This window comes from Paenibacillus terreus (assembly GCF_042138595.1).
GTDB lineage: Bacteria > Bacillota > Bacilli > Paenibacillales > Paenibacillaceae > Paenibacillus > Paenibacillus terreus.
In genome coordinates this window covers 173,645-191,242 of sequence record NZ_JBHIRX010000008.1, presented here as the reverse complement: position 1 = coordinate 191,242, position 17,598 = coordinate 173,645, and the positions used below count along the sequence as shown (strand labels likewise).

The 17,598-nt window shown below is 41.8% G+C and carries 9 protein-coding genes; 7 read left to right on the top strand and 2 right to left on the bottom strand.

The genetic code is table 11. The features are described from left to right. Positions 1–54 precede the first annotated feature (54 nt). A complete protein-coding gene (locus ACE5KN_RS16225) occupies positions 55–1,422 on the top strand; it encodes a hypothetical protein (protein WP_375524753.1) in 1,368 nt (455 codons plus the stop codon). Positions 1,423–2,005: 583 nt separating this feature from the next. Further along, complete coding sequence (locus tag ACE5KN_RS16220) at positions 2,006–2,281, top strand: hypothetical protein (protein ID WP_375533115.1); 276 nt, start codon at positions 2,006–2,008, stop codon at positions 2,279–2,281. Here the strand turns inward: ACE5KN_RS16220 and ACE5KN_RS16215 are convergent. Beyond that, positions 2,274–2,477: a tyrosine-type recombinase/integrase gene (locus ACE5KN_RS16215; protein WP_375524780.1), complete on the bottom strand. Its 204-nt coding sequence runs from the start codon at positions 2,475–2,477 to the stop codon at positions 2,274–2,276. The genes ACE5KN_RS16220 and ACE5KN_RS16215 overlap by 8 nt on opposite strands. Positions 2,478–3,145: 668 nt before the next feature. On the opposite strand from ACE5KN_RS16215, the gene drmD reads away from it, so the two are divergent. From drmD to drmC, 5 genes are read left to right on the top strand one after another with little or no spacing between them, the layout of a single operon-like run. Beyond that, on the top strand, positions 3,146–6,322 hold the full coding sequence (gene drmD, locus ACE5KN_RS16210) for a DISARM system SNF2-like helicase DrmD (RefSeq protein ID WP_375524751.1): 3,177 nt from the start codon (positions 3,146–3,148) through the stop codon (positions 6,320–6,322). A 4-nt stretch (positions 6,323–6,326) separates the two neighbouring features. Continuing rightward, entirely contained in the window at positions 6,327–10,370 is a 4,044-nt protein-coding gene (locus ACE5KN_RS16205; protein WP_375524750.1) for an Eco57I restriction-modification methylase domain-containing protein, read from the top strand. A gap of 51 nt (positions 10,371–10,421) precedes the next feature. Continuing rightward, positions 10,422–14,342 (top strand): DISARM system helicase DrmA, encoded by a 3,921-nt coding sequence (drmA, locus tag ACE5KN_RS16200; RefSeq protein WP_375524749.1) that lies wholly within the window; start codon positions 10,422–10,424, stop codon positions 14,340–14,342. Further along, complete coding sequence (gene drmB / locus ACE5KN_RS16195) at positions 14,339–16,189, top strand: DrmB family protein (RefSeq protein ID WP_375524748.1); 1,851 nt, start codon at positions 14,339–14,341, stop codon at positions 16,187–16,189. Before drmA ends, drmB begins: the two co-directional genes overlap by 4 nt. Continuing rightward, positions 16,182–16,958 (top strand): DISARM system phospholipase D-like protein DrmC, encoded by a 777-nt coding sequence (gene drmC / locus ACE5KN_RS16190; protein ID WP_375524747.1) that lies wholly within the window; start codon positions 16,182–16,184, stop codon positions 16,956–16,958. The genes drmB and drmC overlap by 8 nt, the downstream gene beginning before the upstream one ends. 175 nt (positions 16,959–17,133) lie before the next feature. On the opposite strand, the gene ACE5KN_RS16185 is transcribed toward drmC, so the two are convergent. Next, the gene (locus tag ACE5KN_RS16185; RefSeq protein WP_375524779.1) at positions 17,134–17,307 is read right to left on the bottom strand and encodes a hypothetical protein; all 174 of its coding nucleotides are present in this window, start codon (positions 17,305–17,307) and stop codon (positions 17,134–17,136) included. Positions 17,308–17,598: the final 291 nt, after the last annotated feature.

Below are 17,598 nucleotides of genomic sequence, written 5' to 3'. Positions count from 1 at the left end.
CAAATACTTTGGAGACTGAGGAGCCATATTTCAAATGAAAGGATGTTAATTTTTATGAAACTTGAAATAGAAAATTGGGCACGGAACAATTTGGAAGAAGATGCCCTAAGTCTAATGCAAGAATCAGTAGCTTGCTATAAAATAGGTGCATATCGCTCAGCCTACCTTATGTCATATCTTGCATTCAAGCAAACATTAAAAGATAGAATTCTTAGATCACCAGCATACCCAGAATGTTATGCAAATAGAATTGAGTGGGATAGAAATGTTTTAAAAGTGCTTGAAAAAGGTGACAAGTGGGAAAATTTCATTAATGAAATTGTTGAAGCGAATACAGGTAAACTCAAAGATATTTTCATATATAGAAATAGAGAAAATAGCCTAAATAAATATAGCTATTGGAAAAATATTAGAAATAGCTGTGCTCATGCAAAAGATGAGACTATAACTTCAGCCACGGTTGAACAGTTCTGGAATTATTTACGGGATAATTTGAGTGAATTTTATGTTCTTGGTGGTAAAAAGTATTTGATGAGTGAACTGATAGATTGCTATAAATATTACATTTCTGATGAGAAGAAAGACATATCCCGTCTATTAATGGATATAAAGATAGTATATAAACAAGAACTAAAACAGTTTTTTCTTGAGTTTTTAAATCAATTAATGGCAGAAAACAGAGACTTAATAGATGATGTAAATTATGAATTTTGGGGTGGTATTATAAACTGTATTGAAGAAGCTATTACAGATGCTTTTGTATCAAGTATTAGTGAGAAGAAAGAAATATTTCTTGATTTTTTTAAGTACTATCCAACACTTTTAAAATTAATAACAAGCATTGATTCAAGGTTTATTCAAGATTATATTAACCCATTACTGTGTAAGGAACTTAGATTCAAATATGCATATAAATCGTATTTTTGGGACATACTTATTAATTCATTAGAAATACAGCCTCAAAGTATTGCAATTCAAACAATAACATCTAACTACGAAAATTTTATATTGATTGAACATATTGAAGTGGATGGGTATCAAAAGGCCTTATTGAATGAGCACAATGTTTTTAAATCATTTATTTTTAATGCTGGTAGAGATTTGTTTAATAATGATTCTTCCGACCATTGGAGTTATTATGCCTGGGGTAATATAAAGGATGACACCTATGTGGTACAGTGTTTTAATTATGTGAAATGGGATTTAGAAATGCTATGTCGGATTAATTCAAGCTTTGGTTATCTATTAGAAAATGTTAAAAGCAGAACGAATACTGATTCAAAATCTAATGGTATGACAAGGATAGATACCTATAAGACAATAGTATCTAACTGTCGTGATAAAATTGTAATGTTCTGTTCAGAGCATGATATTAACTTAACGGAATACACGCATATTAATGAACTGATTATTAATGACTAATTTGAAGGGATGTTTGTAGGTCGGTATTGTTTACAGTAATAGGTTCCTGGAACTTAGATAGAGAACAAGGGTGCACCTTAATCCTCCTCCCTCTGAAATTTCAAATACTGAAATTTGTTTAAGATGATTATGTCGGGTGAACACAGCAACATCTCATTTATTTTTTATCTACCGTCAGCATTCATTCCATATTGAACATGTTGCATTGCTTGTAAGAAGTGATACAGATGTTTGAAACCTTTTGATTATGGGTTTATAACTGATACAGATTTTGCGGGATTGGTGAAACAGGGAATTTTCAAAGAGTTGCAGCGATATGCCGCATGGCTATGTGCAAAAAGCAGACTAAGACAGCATAAAAGAAAGGAAAAAACGCTGAGGGAATATTACCCCAACGTCTTTTTGTCTGCTTTCTTCGTATCCAATGAGAACAGATTTTCGAACTTATTGGTAGCAGCTTGATCGGCGGAACGTGAGGCATGTCCGTATATGTTCATTGTGGTGGTGATGCTGCCATGGCCAAGCCGCTCTGAAATCAGCTTAGCATGGCGCCTTGATTAATGAGCAGCGTTGCCGATGTATGTTGCAAATCGTGGAAAGGGATATACCGGAAACCATTCTTTTTTATGAATTGCCGAAACCAAAGGTAAGGGCGTTTCTGATGAAAGGCTCTACCGTCCGCATGGGCGAATACAAAGAAGTGTTCGCCGCCTTGTCGTGCGTCACCAATTTTATTCCGCTCCTTAACTCGGCAAGTGTAATAATCCCGCAATTCCTCTGGCACAGAGGGGAAGAGCAAATTTTGTGTTTGGAATTTTTGGTCTTAGGTTCCCTTACGATGACTTCGCCTTTTAAATAGAAACGCTTTGTTGTACGTCGATAACGCCAGTCTTACAGTAAATTTGCTTCCACTCCATCCCAAGCAGTTCCGATCGTCGCATTCCAGTGGTCAATGCTAACGTTATCATCATCCGCCAATGGTACGGCTCCTTTTGAAGGACTTGTAACATGGCTCTTATCTCTTCTTCATCGTAAGGAACAATTTCCTTATGCACTAATTTTGGCTTTTTCACTTCCGCTGCTGGATTGTCTTTGATAACTTTCCACTCAACAGCGCGGGAGAAGATGGCGGCTTCCGTCTGCTGGACTATTCATAGGACTACCTATCAGTAGATGTATCACATTTTATAATAAAGCGGGGATATAGGACTGCTTTTTACGATTGGAATTATGAAAGACGCCTGTGTATGGTATGGACAGGGAGGGGATTATAATGTCCAATGTAATAGAACTGTTTTCAAAATAGTTTTCTCGATCAATTATCGAAGAAAAATCGTGTTGACGATGATGAAAATGGGAAATATATTGAGGTCTTAAGTAGAGTTGATAATCAAGATGCCAATTTCCGAATCTGTATATTTTTAGTCAAAGGATATTGGATTTAAACTATGATGACATTGTCATTAAGAAGGATTACATGAAAAGTTGACGAAAATATTAATGTAGTATAGATAATAATTTTTGAGTCGCGTGCTAGTGTCAGATCGTCATATTTATCAATCCCATATTATTAAGTGTCAATCGAAATGGATAAAGTTAATAAATGGCACACTGCGTTAGTATTTCCTTGTTGTGTGTCTTTTTTTTGCAACTATCAAATAATTTGTCGCTTTTGGATGATAGATGAATAAATGCAATGATGAAACACAGTGGAGGTCGAGACATGCAAACTAAAGGTCAGTCAAATCAGAATACATACAAGCATACTGTTCCAGAATCAGGTCAATTAGTTGAGGTACGCCGAAGGCACTGGGTTGTGAGTGATGTAAAAGCTTCAGCATTCTCAACTATAGATTATAAAAAGCAACACCTTATCACACTTTCTTCCCTTGACGAAGACTCTCTCGGTGAAGAAATTCAAATAGTTTGGGAATTAGAACCTGGGGCTCAGGTTATTGAGAAAGCAGGATTCCCACAAATTTCTGGCTGGGACAAAGTCGAACAACTTGAAGCATTCCTTGATGCCGTTCGGTGGGGGGCAGTTACAAACGCAGATCGTTCATTGCTGCAGGCCCCATTCCGTAGCGGAATAACAATCGAGGATTATCAACTTGACCCTTTGGTCCGGGCCATTGATATGGCCCGTGTCAATCTTTTGATCGCCGATGATGTGGGGCTTGGTAAGACAATTGAAGCTGGTCTTGTTATTCAAGAACTTCTTGTTCGTCATCGAGCAAGGACAGTCTTCATTGTCTGCCCGGCTACACTTCAAATAAAATGGAAAAATGAGATGAGAGAGAAATTCGGTCTTGATTTTCGAATTGTGGATACCGAATATATCAAGCGGCTCCGTCGTGAACGTGGGATTCATGCAAATCCATGGACTTCATTTCCCCGATTGATCTCGTCGATGGACTGGATGAAAAGTGGAGAAGGATTACGCTTATTAAAAGATAGCCTTCCTCCACAAGTCACTTATCCCCGGAAATTCGACATACTAGTCGTAGACGAAGCTCATAATGTAGCTCCTGCCGCGGCGTCCCAATATGCTATTGAAAGTTTGAGAACTAGGCTAATTCGTACTATTTCACCACACTTCACACATCGGCTATTTCTAAGTGCAACTCCACATAATGGGTATCAGGAGTCATTTACTTCTTTACTGGAACTTCTTGATGATCAACGATTTGCTAGAACCATTATGCCTGATGAAAAACAGCTACAACGAGTAATGGTTCGGCGTCTAAAAAACGAAATCACTGATGCTGATGGGAACCCTGTTTTTCCGACGAGGGAACTTGAGGCTCTAGAAGTTAACTACACGGATGAAGAGCGTGCTATTCATCGGCTTCTCCAAGAGTACATAGAGAGCAGATCGAAAAGTGTTAGTGGTACTCGGTATGAATATGGAGCGGAATTCGTTCACATGCTGCTCAAGAAAAGGCTTTTTTCTTCACCGATGGCATTTGCTCTTACACTTGCTAAGCATCGTGAGAGCCTTGAAAGGGGCTATCTACCTAAGGATCATAAAGATAAAATGTCTGACCGGATTCTCCGGAAGGCCATCATGCGCACAGAGGAAGATCATTCAGACGATAACCTTGCTGAAGAGTTTCAACTAGAAGCGGTGGAACTAATGGGTGAATTTTTCTTTCCACTCACCGAGGATCAACTCACCATACTGAATCGACTCTCAAATTGGGCGGAGGAATCAAAGAACCGAGTTGACGCTAAAGCGAAAGCAATTTTGGAATGGTTGGAATCATATCTTAAGACCACCGGTGGCGAATGGAATGATAAACGAGTAATCTTATTTACTGAGTACCGTGCGACACATACATGGCTTCATCAAATTCTGGCAGCACATGGTTACGGAGGGGAGCGATTGATGTTCCTCCACGGTAGCATGCTGCCTGAAGAACGAGAGACTGTCAAAGCAGCCTTTCAAGCTCATTCGGATGTTTCACCCGTTCGAATTCTATTGGCTACGGATGCAGCTGCCGAAGGAATTGACCTTCAAAATTATTGTAACTATCTGATTCACATTGAGATACCCTGGAACCCAAATGTGATGGAACAACGTAATGGTCGAATAGACCGTCATGGTCAAAAAGAACCTTATGTATATATCTGGCATCCCGTTGGTAAAGGATTCAAATATAATGATTCGACTAGTAACATGCAGGTTGGAGAGCTAGCTGGCGACCATGAATACTTAATGCGTGCAGTATTAAAGATTGATAGAATACGTGAGGATCTCGGCAGTGTAGGACCTGTTATCGCTCAACGAATTGAGGAAGCGATGCTTGGACGGGGAAATTCCATGGATACAAGTATCGCTGAGAAAAAAGCAGCAAATGCACATCGTTTTCTAGCAACTGAGAGAAGATTGCAAGAAAGGATTACGCGTCTTCACGAAAGACTATTGGAGGCTAAAGAGGAGTTACATCTTTCTCCCGAACAAATTTCCCGGGCTGTAAAAATTGCTTTGGAGCTTGCAGGGAAACCGGGGTTGAAGCCTATTTCCTTGCATGGTGTTCCCGAAGGAAAAGTGTTCGAGGTACCCATATTACCGGGTTCATGGGGAAAAGCCACTGCGGGATTGGAACACCCTCATACGGGGGTACGTCGTCCTATCACTTTCGATCATGATGTGGCGAGAGGAAGTGATGATATCGTTCTTTTACATTTAAATCATAGACTCGTGCAGATGAGCTTACGTCTCCTTCGCGAGGAACTTTGGAAATTGGATGACAACAAATTGCTACATCGAGTAATATTTCGTTCCGTTCCAGACCAAGAATTGAATTCTCCTGCAGTAGTGGTTTGGTCAAGACTGGTTATTACTGGGGGCAATCATCACCGTCTTCACGAAGAAATGACTTTATCTGGAGGGGAACTAAAGCATACGGGATTTTCAAGAATAAACCAAATAAGCAGATTAGAAGCGTTATATGATAAATCCCAACCTGCGGAACCCAATTCGACTCTCTTTGAAGTGCTTAAAAACAGATATCAGAATCAGGATGAGTCTATACGCTTGGCAGTTGAAGCACGTTCACGTGAGAGACTGAAGTTTTTGGGAAATACACTTAATCGTCGGAAGGAAAGTGAAATCCAGGATGTACAAACGATACTTGACGATCTAGAAAAAAACATAAAAGAGGAACTTGAAAATCAGGGACCACAGCAATTAGAGCTTATACTTTGGCCAGAGGAACAACGAAACCAGCTTCAACTTGATTTAGAATCACTTAAGGCACGACTTTCACGAATACCTGAGGAGAGAAGGAACGAAATCGCCATAATAGAAAGTCGCTATCAAGGTTTTGAAAGTCGGACATTTCCCGTAGCAATCGTATTCCTCATACCACAATCACAACTGGGAGGAGGGCATTAATCACATGAGAAATATAAATCGACATACAGAGTGGCTGTCTTTAATTGAGGTATCAGGCCCATTTTTGACACTCAGAATGTTGGAACAGGCCTTTCCACAAGGACTGGAATCTGTTGAGACTCCAAGAAGGCATTATCTCCGTGCAGCCTATGACGAATGGTATGAAGCAGTGGACGAGAATGATCCACAATTACTTGAGCTTCACAAGCAGTGGGTTCGGCTCGTGCTTACCGAAATTCTAGAGTATGATGACCTAACTCTCTTTTCTAATATTGGACTTAAAAAACCATATAACCTTATACCACCAGCATATAACGGTACATTTATACCAGATTTAGTTATTCAAGATCAATCTGACGAGAATCCACGACTATTTATATCCATTGTGCCTCCTAGTACGGATCTTGAATCAGTAAAGCAGAATGATGGGTGGCCGTCATCTCTTGCAGAACGAATGACTATACTTTGCCGAAGTAACGGTGTTAGGTTGGGACTTATTACCAATGGAGAACGTTGGATGTTGGTAAACGCTCCGATTGGAAATACATCAAGTTATGCATCCTGGTATGCTCGGCTCTGGTTCCAGGAACCGATTACACTCAAGGCATTTCAATCATTACTGGGCGTTCGTCGTTGTTTTGGCCCGGTTGAAAACAATCTAGAAACTCTATTGGAGGAGTCGCTTAAATATCAAGATGAAGTGACAGACACCCTTGGAGAACAAGTACGCCGTGCTGTAGAGGTTCTAATCCAGTGCCTTGACAAAGCAGACCAAGACCGCAATCGTGAACTATTACATGACGTTTCTCCTAGGGAACTATATGAAGCCGGGCTTACTATCATGATGAGGATAGTGTTTATTTTAAGTGCGGAAGAACGCGGATTACTCTTATTAGGTGATCCCATTTACGATCAGTACTATGCAATATCAACTTTACGAGGGCAGCTTTCTGAAGAGGCGGAACAATTTGGACCGGAAATATTGGATCGAAGACATGATGCATGGGCACGACTTTTGGCCGTCTTTCGTGTAATTTATAGCGGTATTGAACATGAGACACTTAGAATGCCCGCATTAGGTGGCTCACTTTTTGATCCGAACCGATTTCCTTTTTTAGAGGGAAGACCGAAGGGGACAGATTGGTACGATACTACCAGTACTCCGCTACCTATTGACAATCGGACAGTATTATTTCTACTTAACGCATTGCAGGTATTGGAACAACGAAATGGTGCTTTATTAATGTCTTACAGGGCACTAGATGTAGAACAAATTGGTCATGTCTATGAGGGTTTGTTGGAACATACCGTTGTGCGCGTACCACAAATAACTTTGGGGTTAATTGGTTCTCATAAGGCTAAAAATCCTAATCTTTTATTGTCCGAAATGGAATCGGCACGTTTGGAGCATGAATCAACGTTATTCACCAAGTTGCAAGAAGTAACTCAACGTAGCGAATCGGCTATCCGTAACGCTTTGGCTCGGTCCTTAGATGTTACAAACTTTAGTCGTCTACTTTCGTTATGCGGAGGTGATATTGAACTAGCAAATCGTATACGTCCGTTTAGTAATTTATTGCGAACGGATGCCTGGGGAGATCCAATAGTATATAAAGCCAACGCCTTCATGGTAACTCTTGGAGCCGATCGTCGTGAAACTGGTACACATTATACGCCTAAATCTCTAACTGAGAGTGTCGTTGTCACAACATTGGAACCATTGACCTATTTAGGGGCGGTAGAAGGAAAGCAACGCGAAAAATGGAAACTAAGGAAGTCTTCGGAATTGCTGAATCTTAAGATCTGCGATCTTGCCATGGGGTCAGGAGCATTTCTTGTCCAGGCGTGTAGGTGGCTTGCCGAAAGGGTAGTAGAATCTTGGGCAATCGAGGAAGCTAATGGAAAGGTCGTCACTATAGAAGGAGAGGTATCTGAGAACCTTAATGATTCCGATCCAATGCCCTCTCAACTTGACGAACGCTTAGTTATTGCTAAACGTTTGGTTGCGGAGAGATGCTTATATGGTGTCGATGCGAATCCACTTGCGGTAGAATTGGCGAAGCTCTCAATTTGGTTAGTTACATTGGCCAAAGGTCGCCCTTTTGGTTTCCTTGATCATAATTTGCGCCATGGGGATAGCCTGCTTGGTATTTATCGTCTAGACCAGTTAACTAAAATGAGCATGAATCCTGATAAGGGAGAACACCAGTTACGAATATTTGAAGACAATATTGAAAAGGCAATTAATGAAGCGATTGAGCTTCGTAATAGATTGAGGGAAGTATCAATCCGTGATATCCGTGACATTGAAACGATGGAAAGAATTGATTTAGAAGTAAGGAATAAGCTCAAGTCGATCCATTTGATTGCGGATGTAATGGTCGGTGAAGTAATTCAGAGTGGTGGTAATAACATTAAGCTTGAACGAGCATTAAATCAACTTGCTATTATGGCCGGAGAGTTCCTTGCGGGTAACTCAGAAATAGGTATAACCCTTGAGCGTACGACACGGGAGGCATTTGTAAAAAACCTACCGGATAGTAATCTGCAGAAAGTACCATTTCATTGGCCGCTAGAGTTTCCAGAAGTGTTCATTTTAGGGGATGGTTTTGATGCGATTGTAGGAAATCCTCCCTTCCTATGGGGGAACCGCATTAGTACATTTCATGGAGACAAATACCTGAAGTGGTTGTTAAACTCGCATGAAGAGACAGTTGGTGGTGCCGATTTATGCACACACTTCTTTAGAAGGGCACACGATCTTCTAGGAAGAGGATGTATGGGCCTTATCTCTACGAATTCAATATGTCAAACGGTTAATCGAGTGTCTTCCCTTGTACCGATTATTGAAAATAATAGCAGTATTTATTGGGCTATCTCAGATATACCTTGGCCTGGGACCGCAACAATTCATATAGCAATAGTGTGTATATATAAGGGTCCGTATCAAGGTAAGCTTGTACTTGATGGGCAGGAAGTCAATAGTATTTCAAGTTATTTGAACGAAGATACAGCGAATTCTGATCCCTATGCTCTCCCCTCACAAAAGAATAAAAGTTTTAAGGGTGTGATTACTGGGGGATTAGGGTTTGTCCTAGAAGAAAATGAAATTGAGAAAGTTAAACAGGATAATCCTATGTCAACTGGGTTAATTTGGCCAATGCTAAATGGAGAGGACTTTTTGAGTGACCCAGAACAAAAACCTACACGGATGATCATAAATTTTACAGGAATGACAGAAGAAGAGGCACGACAACATCCGCTATTGATGAAAATCGTTGAAACGAGAGTTTTACCAGAACGACAAACTCAAAAGCGTAAAGCTACCCGACTAAAGTGGTGGTTGTACAGAGAAACCTGTCCAGGGCTATATAATGCAATTAAGAATTTAGATAGAGTGCTAGTGAATTGTGTAGTATCAAAATATATTTGTTTCGGGTTTGTGCCTAAACAAAATGTTTTTACAAATGTATTAAATGTGTTTGCTACAGATGATTATAAGCATTTTGGTCTATTGCAAAGCACGTTACACGAATCCTGGGCTCGATATTATGGTTCATCTTTGGAGACTCGTAATCGATATAATCCAACCAATTGTTTCGAGACATTTCCATTTCCTGAATCCTTGGAAGAAATAAATAATATAGCTCTAAAATATTACGAATTTCGGCAAATACTTATGAAAACTAGACTTGTTGGCCTAACGAACATCTACAACTCATTCCATAATCCATTCGAAGTAGATGAAGAGATCATGAAATTTAGAAAGTTGCATATTGAATTGGATCAATCAGTTACATCCGCCTATGGATGGGAGGATCTAGATCTTAATCATGGGTTTTATGAAACGAAACAAGGGTTGCGTTTTACAATATCTGAATCAGTTCGAACTGAAATATTTAACCGCCTTCTGAACCTGAATCAGGAACGCTTTGAAATGGAAACCAGGGAGTCCCAAAAAGCTGGTAAATTAACTAATACTCGGCGTTCTAAAAAAACGGAGGCTTTGAATCTCGAGCCCGATCTTTTCGAATTGATGAACGATTAGATTTTCGCCATTTGAGAAATATAGTGGTCTTTGAAAGAAGAAGGAGGATTTATGAGCGAAGAAAGTAGAAAAGTTATCAAGTGGGGTGAACCAAGCAATTTTAAAGGCGAAAACTATAACGCTTGGCTCGTTAGGATCACAGTCGAGGGTCAAATCAAAGACTTCACACTCACTTTGAACTTAAGCTCAGAAGAATGCCGCGGCGTACATGAAGGTGATGTATTTCTTCTTGTAATTGACCGAACGGAAGATTTAAAAGCAGTTGCTTTTACGCGTATTTATCGTAAACGTTCGACATTAGAACACACAACGTTCTTTTTTGATGGAATTGTGCCAGTTCAGCCACGAATATCATTAAATGATCTAGGTTTTCCACCTCTTATTTCTAAACCAGTTATTACTCGGCTTGATTGGCTGGTTTTCGAACGGGCTTTAAAGACTGCTTGTGCTCTTGATTACTCGTCGTTTCCAATGCTTACTGGTGATACCCCAAAAGAACAGGCTTATATTAGGGAGTTACTTCAATATGCTGTTACGGATGACCTGCTTGGCCCCGCTGACGGTCCTCATGAGGAAATCATCGGGATGGGTGTCCGCGATCGTTATCTCATTGGCAAACTGGCACCTCAAGATACCCGTGTGGAGAATGCGGATCTCCCTCTTTTTAAAACTTCCGCAGATCCATCAAGTGCTAGTGGAAAGGTTGAACTTGAAGAGTCAGAGGGAGAGGTAGAGGCCTCAACGAATCAGTCACTCGTACCTTCTTCATTGGGCCTTACATTTTGCGTCGATGCAACGATTAAAAGTGTAGAGCTGCAAGCAAATTGGGGGAGATATGAACGCGGTGAGAGTCAGCGAATTAATGAGAAAACCGGGAAACCATTCCGAGCTTGGAGAAGAATTCCCTCAGGAGGAACTGTATCCATTGACTTGGATCAGGCATCCATCGGGCCTATTGTAATAGATAGGGATTGCACGGATGTTATCATTCAAGGTTCGGTGAGCGCTACCCTTGATAAGGGTGATCGATTGGTAACCCTTTTCTTAATAAATAATCAGACTCTGCCCGAGCAGAATGAAGACCAGGCTTGGGTGTTTCAACCCGAGTTGATTTTGCGCGATTCGATGAATAGGCCAATATTTCGCAAACGTCCGGTAGTAGCTGTTGAAGGAACGGACGAAGAGCGAGAAGCGCTGGAAATGATCTATAGGAAAAAGGCCGAATTTGCCGTTGGTCATGGAATATCGGTCCATGCAACGGTTTCCGATATTGATACGGAACGTGCAGTCCAAATTAAGACCAGGGTATTACCTTGTTATGAGGTGCCGGTCACCGAAACGCCTGGTTTGGAACCATTTGATCGGCTAGGCTTGCGCCGCTTGGTTGATGAAGGTTTCCTTGATATGGAATGCCTTGCAGAATTGGATCGTGACAAGCTTGTAGAAGCACTTACTATTCTCACTGATGATTATGACGAATGGATTCGTGAACAGAAGTTACGTATAAATACCTCGGTACATGGATATGACAAAGTCGCTTCCGACGCTATTGATCGGTGCATGCTTATTTTGGAAAGACTCAGAGAGGGTGTTTCGGTACTTGGTTCGGATGATAACGACGCAGCACTTAATGCGTTTCGCTTCGCAAATCGTGCCATGGCTTCGCAGCGTATCCGAAGCATCTATGCATTGAAGAGAAGACGTGGTGAGAATCCAAATCTTGAAGATTTGAATATTTCAAAAAACCGATCCTGGCGACCCTTTCAGTTAGCTTTTATGTTGTTGTCTATTCCGGCATTAGTAGACCCGAGTCATCAAGATCGTACGGAACCATTAGAGGCTTATGCAGACCTGCTCTGGTTTCCGACAGGTGGCGGTAAAACGGAAGCGTATTTAGGGGTCGCCGCTTTCACTATAGCAATTCGTAGGTTGCAAGGAAACTTAGGTGGATTCGATGCTGGACGCGGGTTATCCGTGATCATGCGTTATACACTAAGACTTTTAACATTACAGCAGTTTCAACGTGCGACAGCACTCATTTGTGCTATGGAGGTTCAGCGTAGGTCTAATACTAAGTATTGGGGAGAGGAGCCCTTTACCATTGGTTTATGGGTGGGGCAACGAGTAACACCTAATACGACACAAGAGAGTCATGATGCCATAGAAAAAGAGCGAGAAGGTAAGTACGGTAATAGTTCGACGCCAGCGCAGCTAACCAGTTGTCCATGGTGTGGATCTGAAATTTTACCAGGTCGCGATATTCGCGTTGACAGAGAAATAGGTAAAACATTTATCTTTTGCGGGGACAAGTATGGACGTTGTGATTTTAGTCAGTCCAGATCAAGGAATTTAGGCTTACCGGTTCTTGTAGTAGATGAGGAGATTTATCGCCGGCCTCCCTCTATGCTAATTGGTACCGTGGATAAATTCGCGATGATGGCTTGGCGCGGAGAGGTGCGTACATTATTTGGTCGGGCGTCGTACGAATGCTCTCGGCATGGTCTGCTTTGGCCGGAATCAGATTGCAATGGAAATCATAGAAAAAAAGGACTTCTACCTGCTACAACTGTTTGCGAAATAAGACCAATTCGCCCACCGGATCTAATTATTCAGGATGAATTTCATCTTATCAGCGGGCCTCTCGGTACAATGGTAGGACTATACGAGACTGCCGTAGATGAACTCTCAACTTGGAAGATCGGAGGAAAGATGATCAGACCTAAAATCATCGCTTCAACGGCAACAGTTCGTAAGGCAGAAGAACAGATGAATAATGTTTTCCTTCGCCAGGTAGCTGTTTTTCCGCCACATGGTCTTGACGTGGAGGATAATTTTTTTGCGGTTCAAAGGCCGGTTGAAGAGAAGGCGGGGCGTCGTTACATTGGAGTTTGTTCACCGGGAAGTTCCCGCCCTGCTGTCTTAATTCGAGTATATGTAGCGTTTCTAACGGCGGCTCAATCATTATTCGAACATTTTGGGCAGGCTTCAGATCCCTTCATGACAGTGGTTGGTTATTTCAATTCATTGAGAGAATTAGGTGGTATGAGACGACTTGCCGAGGACGACGTTCAAACGCGTTCCTATCGTGTTGAAATGAGCCATGTGAAGCGACCTGGACTAAGTCAACGTTCTGTCCGAAATGTAGATGAACTAACTTCCCGAGTTTCAAATAAGGATATTCCCAAAAAACTTGATCAACTTGAAATCAAGTTTAAGTCTGATTGGGAAAAAGGTGAGACCAGGGCCATTGATATTGTACTGGCAACTAATATGTTATCGGTCGGCGTAGATGTAAATCGTCTAGGTCTTATGGTTGTAAACGGTCAACCGAAAAGTACAGCTGAGTACATTCAAGCTACAAGCCGAGTCGGCCGTTCTTTCCCAGGTCTTGTCTGTACCGTACTTACATGGTCACGACCAAGGGATCTTTCACATTACGAGACCTTTGAACATTATCACGCGACCTTTTATAAGCATGTTGAGGCTCAGTCGGTTACGCCTTTCGCTCCACGGGCGTTGGATCGAGGTCTGACAGGGACGATGGTGAGTTTCTTACGACTCGATAACGATTCCCTGAACCCGAACATCGGTGCACAAGAGCTTGACAGCACGACAAAACTGGAAGTCGAAAGAATTAAACGGATTGTTTCCGATAGGGCATGGAAAGTAAAAGGTGATAAAGCGGCGAAACACAATGCAGAAAATATGGTGGCCGATCGTATCGACCGCTGGGTTAAGGAGTCAAGTAGAAGTGGACGCAGATTAGGATATGAGACGGAATATGGGAAAGGGGATATTGCGGGCTTGTTAAAGAAGCCTGGTATTACAGTATGGGATGAGTTGACCGTACCTATGTCTATGCGTGAAGTGGAACCAGGTGTTCAGTTAGTAATGGATGTGACCAAGCTTCCCGATCCACCAAAATGGCATGCGAAGGTTGATGAAAATAAGAAAGAAGGTGGTAAGAGGTGAGCACACATCTTGTAGGCCAAGTAAGGCCAAGCCAGTTGCTCTGGACATATGGCCCTGGGGCCTTGATTGATCTACCTAATCTATCGGTTATTACAATGGGGCTGGATCGTTGGGACATCAATCGATGTCCACCCGTCGAAGAAGCTAGGTTGCTCGCAGCCGTATCCCGGTTACTTGGACCTCAGGTGGAACGTTTGCGTACACCTCCGTTTCTAATAGACGAGGGGGTAAATCCAATGTCCGCCGAGGGGAAAATTGGTGTCCCGGTAAGGCCATTTCCTCGTTGGCTAAGATGTGTCAAATGCGGATTACTGGGGGAATTCGATTCCGGGTTATTCAATATAAAACCGAATCCATATCGTCCGGAGCAGACGCATTTTGTCCATGCAAACTGTGAAAAAGGTACGAAGTCGGATGCTGTACCTGCCCGTTTCCTTTTAGCGTGCAGAAATGGACATTTAGATGATTTTCCTTGGCACTGGTTCGTTCATTCGGGTCCTAGCGAATGCAGAGGAACATTACGGTTCTTCGAGCGGGGGGCTTCCTTACAAACAGAGAACCTGTGGGTAAAATGCGATTCATGCGGGGTGTCACGGTCACTCGTTCATGCTTTTGGCAAGGAAGCACAGGAGAATCTCCCTGCTTGCCGCGGTAGGCACCCCCATCTGGATAGCTATGATCATTCTTGCAGTGAAGCCCCTAGGGCCGTATTGCTGGGAGCTACAAACAGTTGGTTCCCTGTAACTCTTTCCGTATTAGCAATTCCATTGGAAAAAAACCATTTGAGCCAACTTGTTCTAGACGGGTGGGAATATTTTTCGGATGTCGAGTCACCTGACGAAGTCAGAGTAATAGTCAAGACCTTATCAAAAAGTGGTGGACTCCCAGGTATTGAGCAATATGAACCGCTGGATATTTGGCAAGCAATTCAAGAAAAGAATAATGGAAATTCACAGACCGATATTATTTCCGAGGTTGACATAAAAATACCAGAATGGGATGTATTAACTATGGCATCCCCGCCATCAGATTTCCCACAGTTTCTGAGCCGAAAAACTGAGACGCCGACTGCTTACAAGGACAAAATTGATAGTGTATTGCTTTTAGAGCGACTTAGGGAAGTGAATGCCCTGATAGGGTACACTAGAGTAGAGGCTCCAGAAGAATCCTTGAATGAAGAGGAACGTCCTCCTATGGCAAATCTGAGTCGTGGTCGCCCTACATGGGTACCCGCCGGCGAGGTATATGGTGAAGGAATTTTTATTAAATTTCAAGAAGAAGAGGTCGAAAATTGGGCAAAACGTATAGCCGTGCATGGACGGGACCAAAAATTGAGGAAAGGGCATCAAGGCTGGCGTAATACACGTGGGCTTAACCCGGAAGAAGGGTACCCTTCAATCCGATACGCAATGCTGCATACTTTCGCCCATTTGTTAATTCGTGAATTAGCCTTGGAGTGCGGGTATAATGCTGCAAGTATAAGAGAACGAATATATGCGTCTGATGATCCGAATTCCCGTATGGCGGGTGTATTGCTTTATACAGCTGCTGCTGATTCAGATGGTACTTTAGGTGGATTGGTCGAGTTGGGTAAGCCGGAGAATCTTGAACGGCTTATTACACAAGCGTTGACGAGAGCAACTATTTGTTCATCCGATCCTTTATGCTCGGAACATAATCCTGGAGACGATCGCTCACTTCATTCAGCCTCTTGCCATGCATGCTCTTTAGTTCCCGAAACATCCTGTGAACGAGGAAATCGTTATCTTGATCGGGCGTTGCTTGTGAGAACATTCGAGTGTCAAGATGCAGCCTTCTTTGAGGGGGGCAGAAACAGTTATGGATGATCTCTGGCAGGTTATCGCTGAATTAGGAAATGATTTACACCCGGATCGGATAGCGATCATCGCCACAAGAATCAAATCATTGAGATCGGCTGATGAGATGGATCGAGTTAAAACCAGTTTCGGACCATATATTGATCAGCGACTGGTTGACAGATTAAAAAAAGCTTGGCGAGATGCAGCAGAAGTCGGACCGAAGGAGGTAGCAGCTGGATTACTTGCTGCTTCAGCGACATCTTCTATCTCAGAACACCGCGGATCAATTGAGTTAGTTTGGACGGGACCATCAACCGGAATGGTTCCTGTAAGACATACTGAACAAGTTCTTCGAGAAATTATTGAGTCGGCTAAGAAGAGACTTTTCCTAGTTAGTTTTGTCGCTTATGAGGTTGATTCCATTATCCGGGCGTTAAGGGATGCAATGGATCGGCAAGTGCAAGTTAATGTGTTGCTTGAATCCTCGCAAGAATATGGAGGGCGATTGGATTTCGATTCAGTTAAGGCAATGAGAGAATCTTTACCTTTAGCGTATATTTATGTTTGGAACACAGACGTCAAAAAGAAAGGTTACGGCCAAGTAGGCGGAGCAGTTCATGCCAAATGCCTGGTTGCCGACGGAAAGTTCGCATTCATCACTAGTGCTAATCTGAGTGCAGCAGCGATGGAAAGAAACATGGAATTAGGCGTTTTGGTTAAATGGGGAACTCTTCCTGATCAATTGGAATGCCATTTAGAGGCATTAATTAATACGGGGATTGTAGAATTGATATGATTTAATATAAAGGGGGAACCGCTATACGGTTTCCTCTTTTATATATTGAGCCCTTAACGATTTAATTATTATTCAGAAATTCGATAAGGGTTTCTTCTATTTCTTCCGTTTTTTTATCTAGCATCCCCAAATAATTAGTGAATCCCACCCATTTTTGAGAGATCTTCAATATTTCTCAGGTCTCTTTTTTTTCTTCGATTTTTGGTTCCCAATATTCTATATTAGATTTTGGTAACTTTGCTTTTGGACAGTTTTCGTGTCTGTGCCAAAAGCATTCATGGACAAAAATAACTTTCTTATACTTTGGCAAGACGATGTCAGGACTACCCGGTAAATCTTTACGATGAATTCTAAATCAATAACCTAACCGGTGTAATCTTTGTCTAATTATCATCCCAAGATTAGCCTCTTTACCTTACTCATAATTTGACTTCGTTTTTCTTTAGTGAATTTATCCATGAATTCATCTCCATCATTATATTTCCATTTTTCTAATAATTAATCCAATGAATTGGTGTTACTTAATTGAAAATATGGATCAGCTCGGTTCTTTTTTTCATTAGACTTATGGAGGGGGGGAGAGTATAATTAATTATATTTGCATTTTTTCTGAGACTAGGAGTTAGTATATAGGTGGTTT

Bases quoted from the DNA above. Each gene is read 5' to 3' on its own strand.
- drmD (WP_375524751.1), top strand. From the start codon at position 3,146: ATGCAAACTAAAGGTCAGTCAAATCAGAATACATACAAGCATACTGTT.
- drmC (WP_375524747.1), top strand. From the start codon at position 16,182: ATGGATGATCTCTGGCAGGTTATCGCTGAATTAGGAAATGATTTACAC.
- ACE5KN_RS16225 (WP_375524753.1), top strand. From the start codon at position 55: ATGAAACTTGAAATAGAAAATTGGGCACGGAACAATTTGGAAGAAGAT.
- drmA (WP_375524749.1), top strand. From the start codon at position 10,422: ATGAGCGAAGAAAGTAGAAAAGTTATCAAGTGGGGTGAACCAAGCAAT.
- ACE5KN_RS16205 (WP_375524750.1), top strand. From the start codon at position 6,327: ATGAGAAATATAAATCGACATACAGAGTGGCTGTCTTTAATTGAGGTA.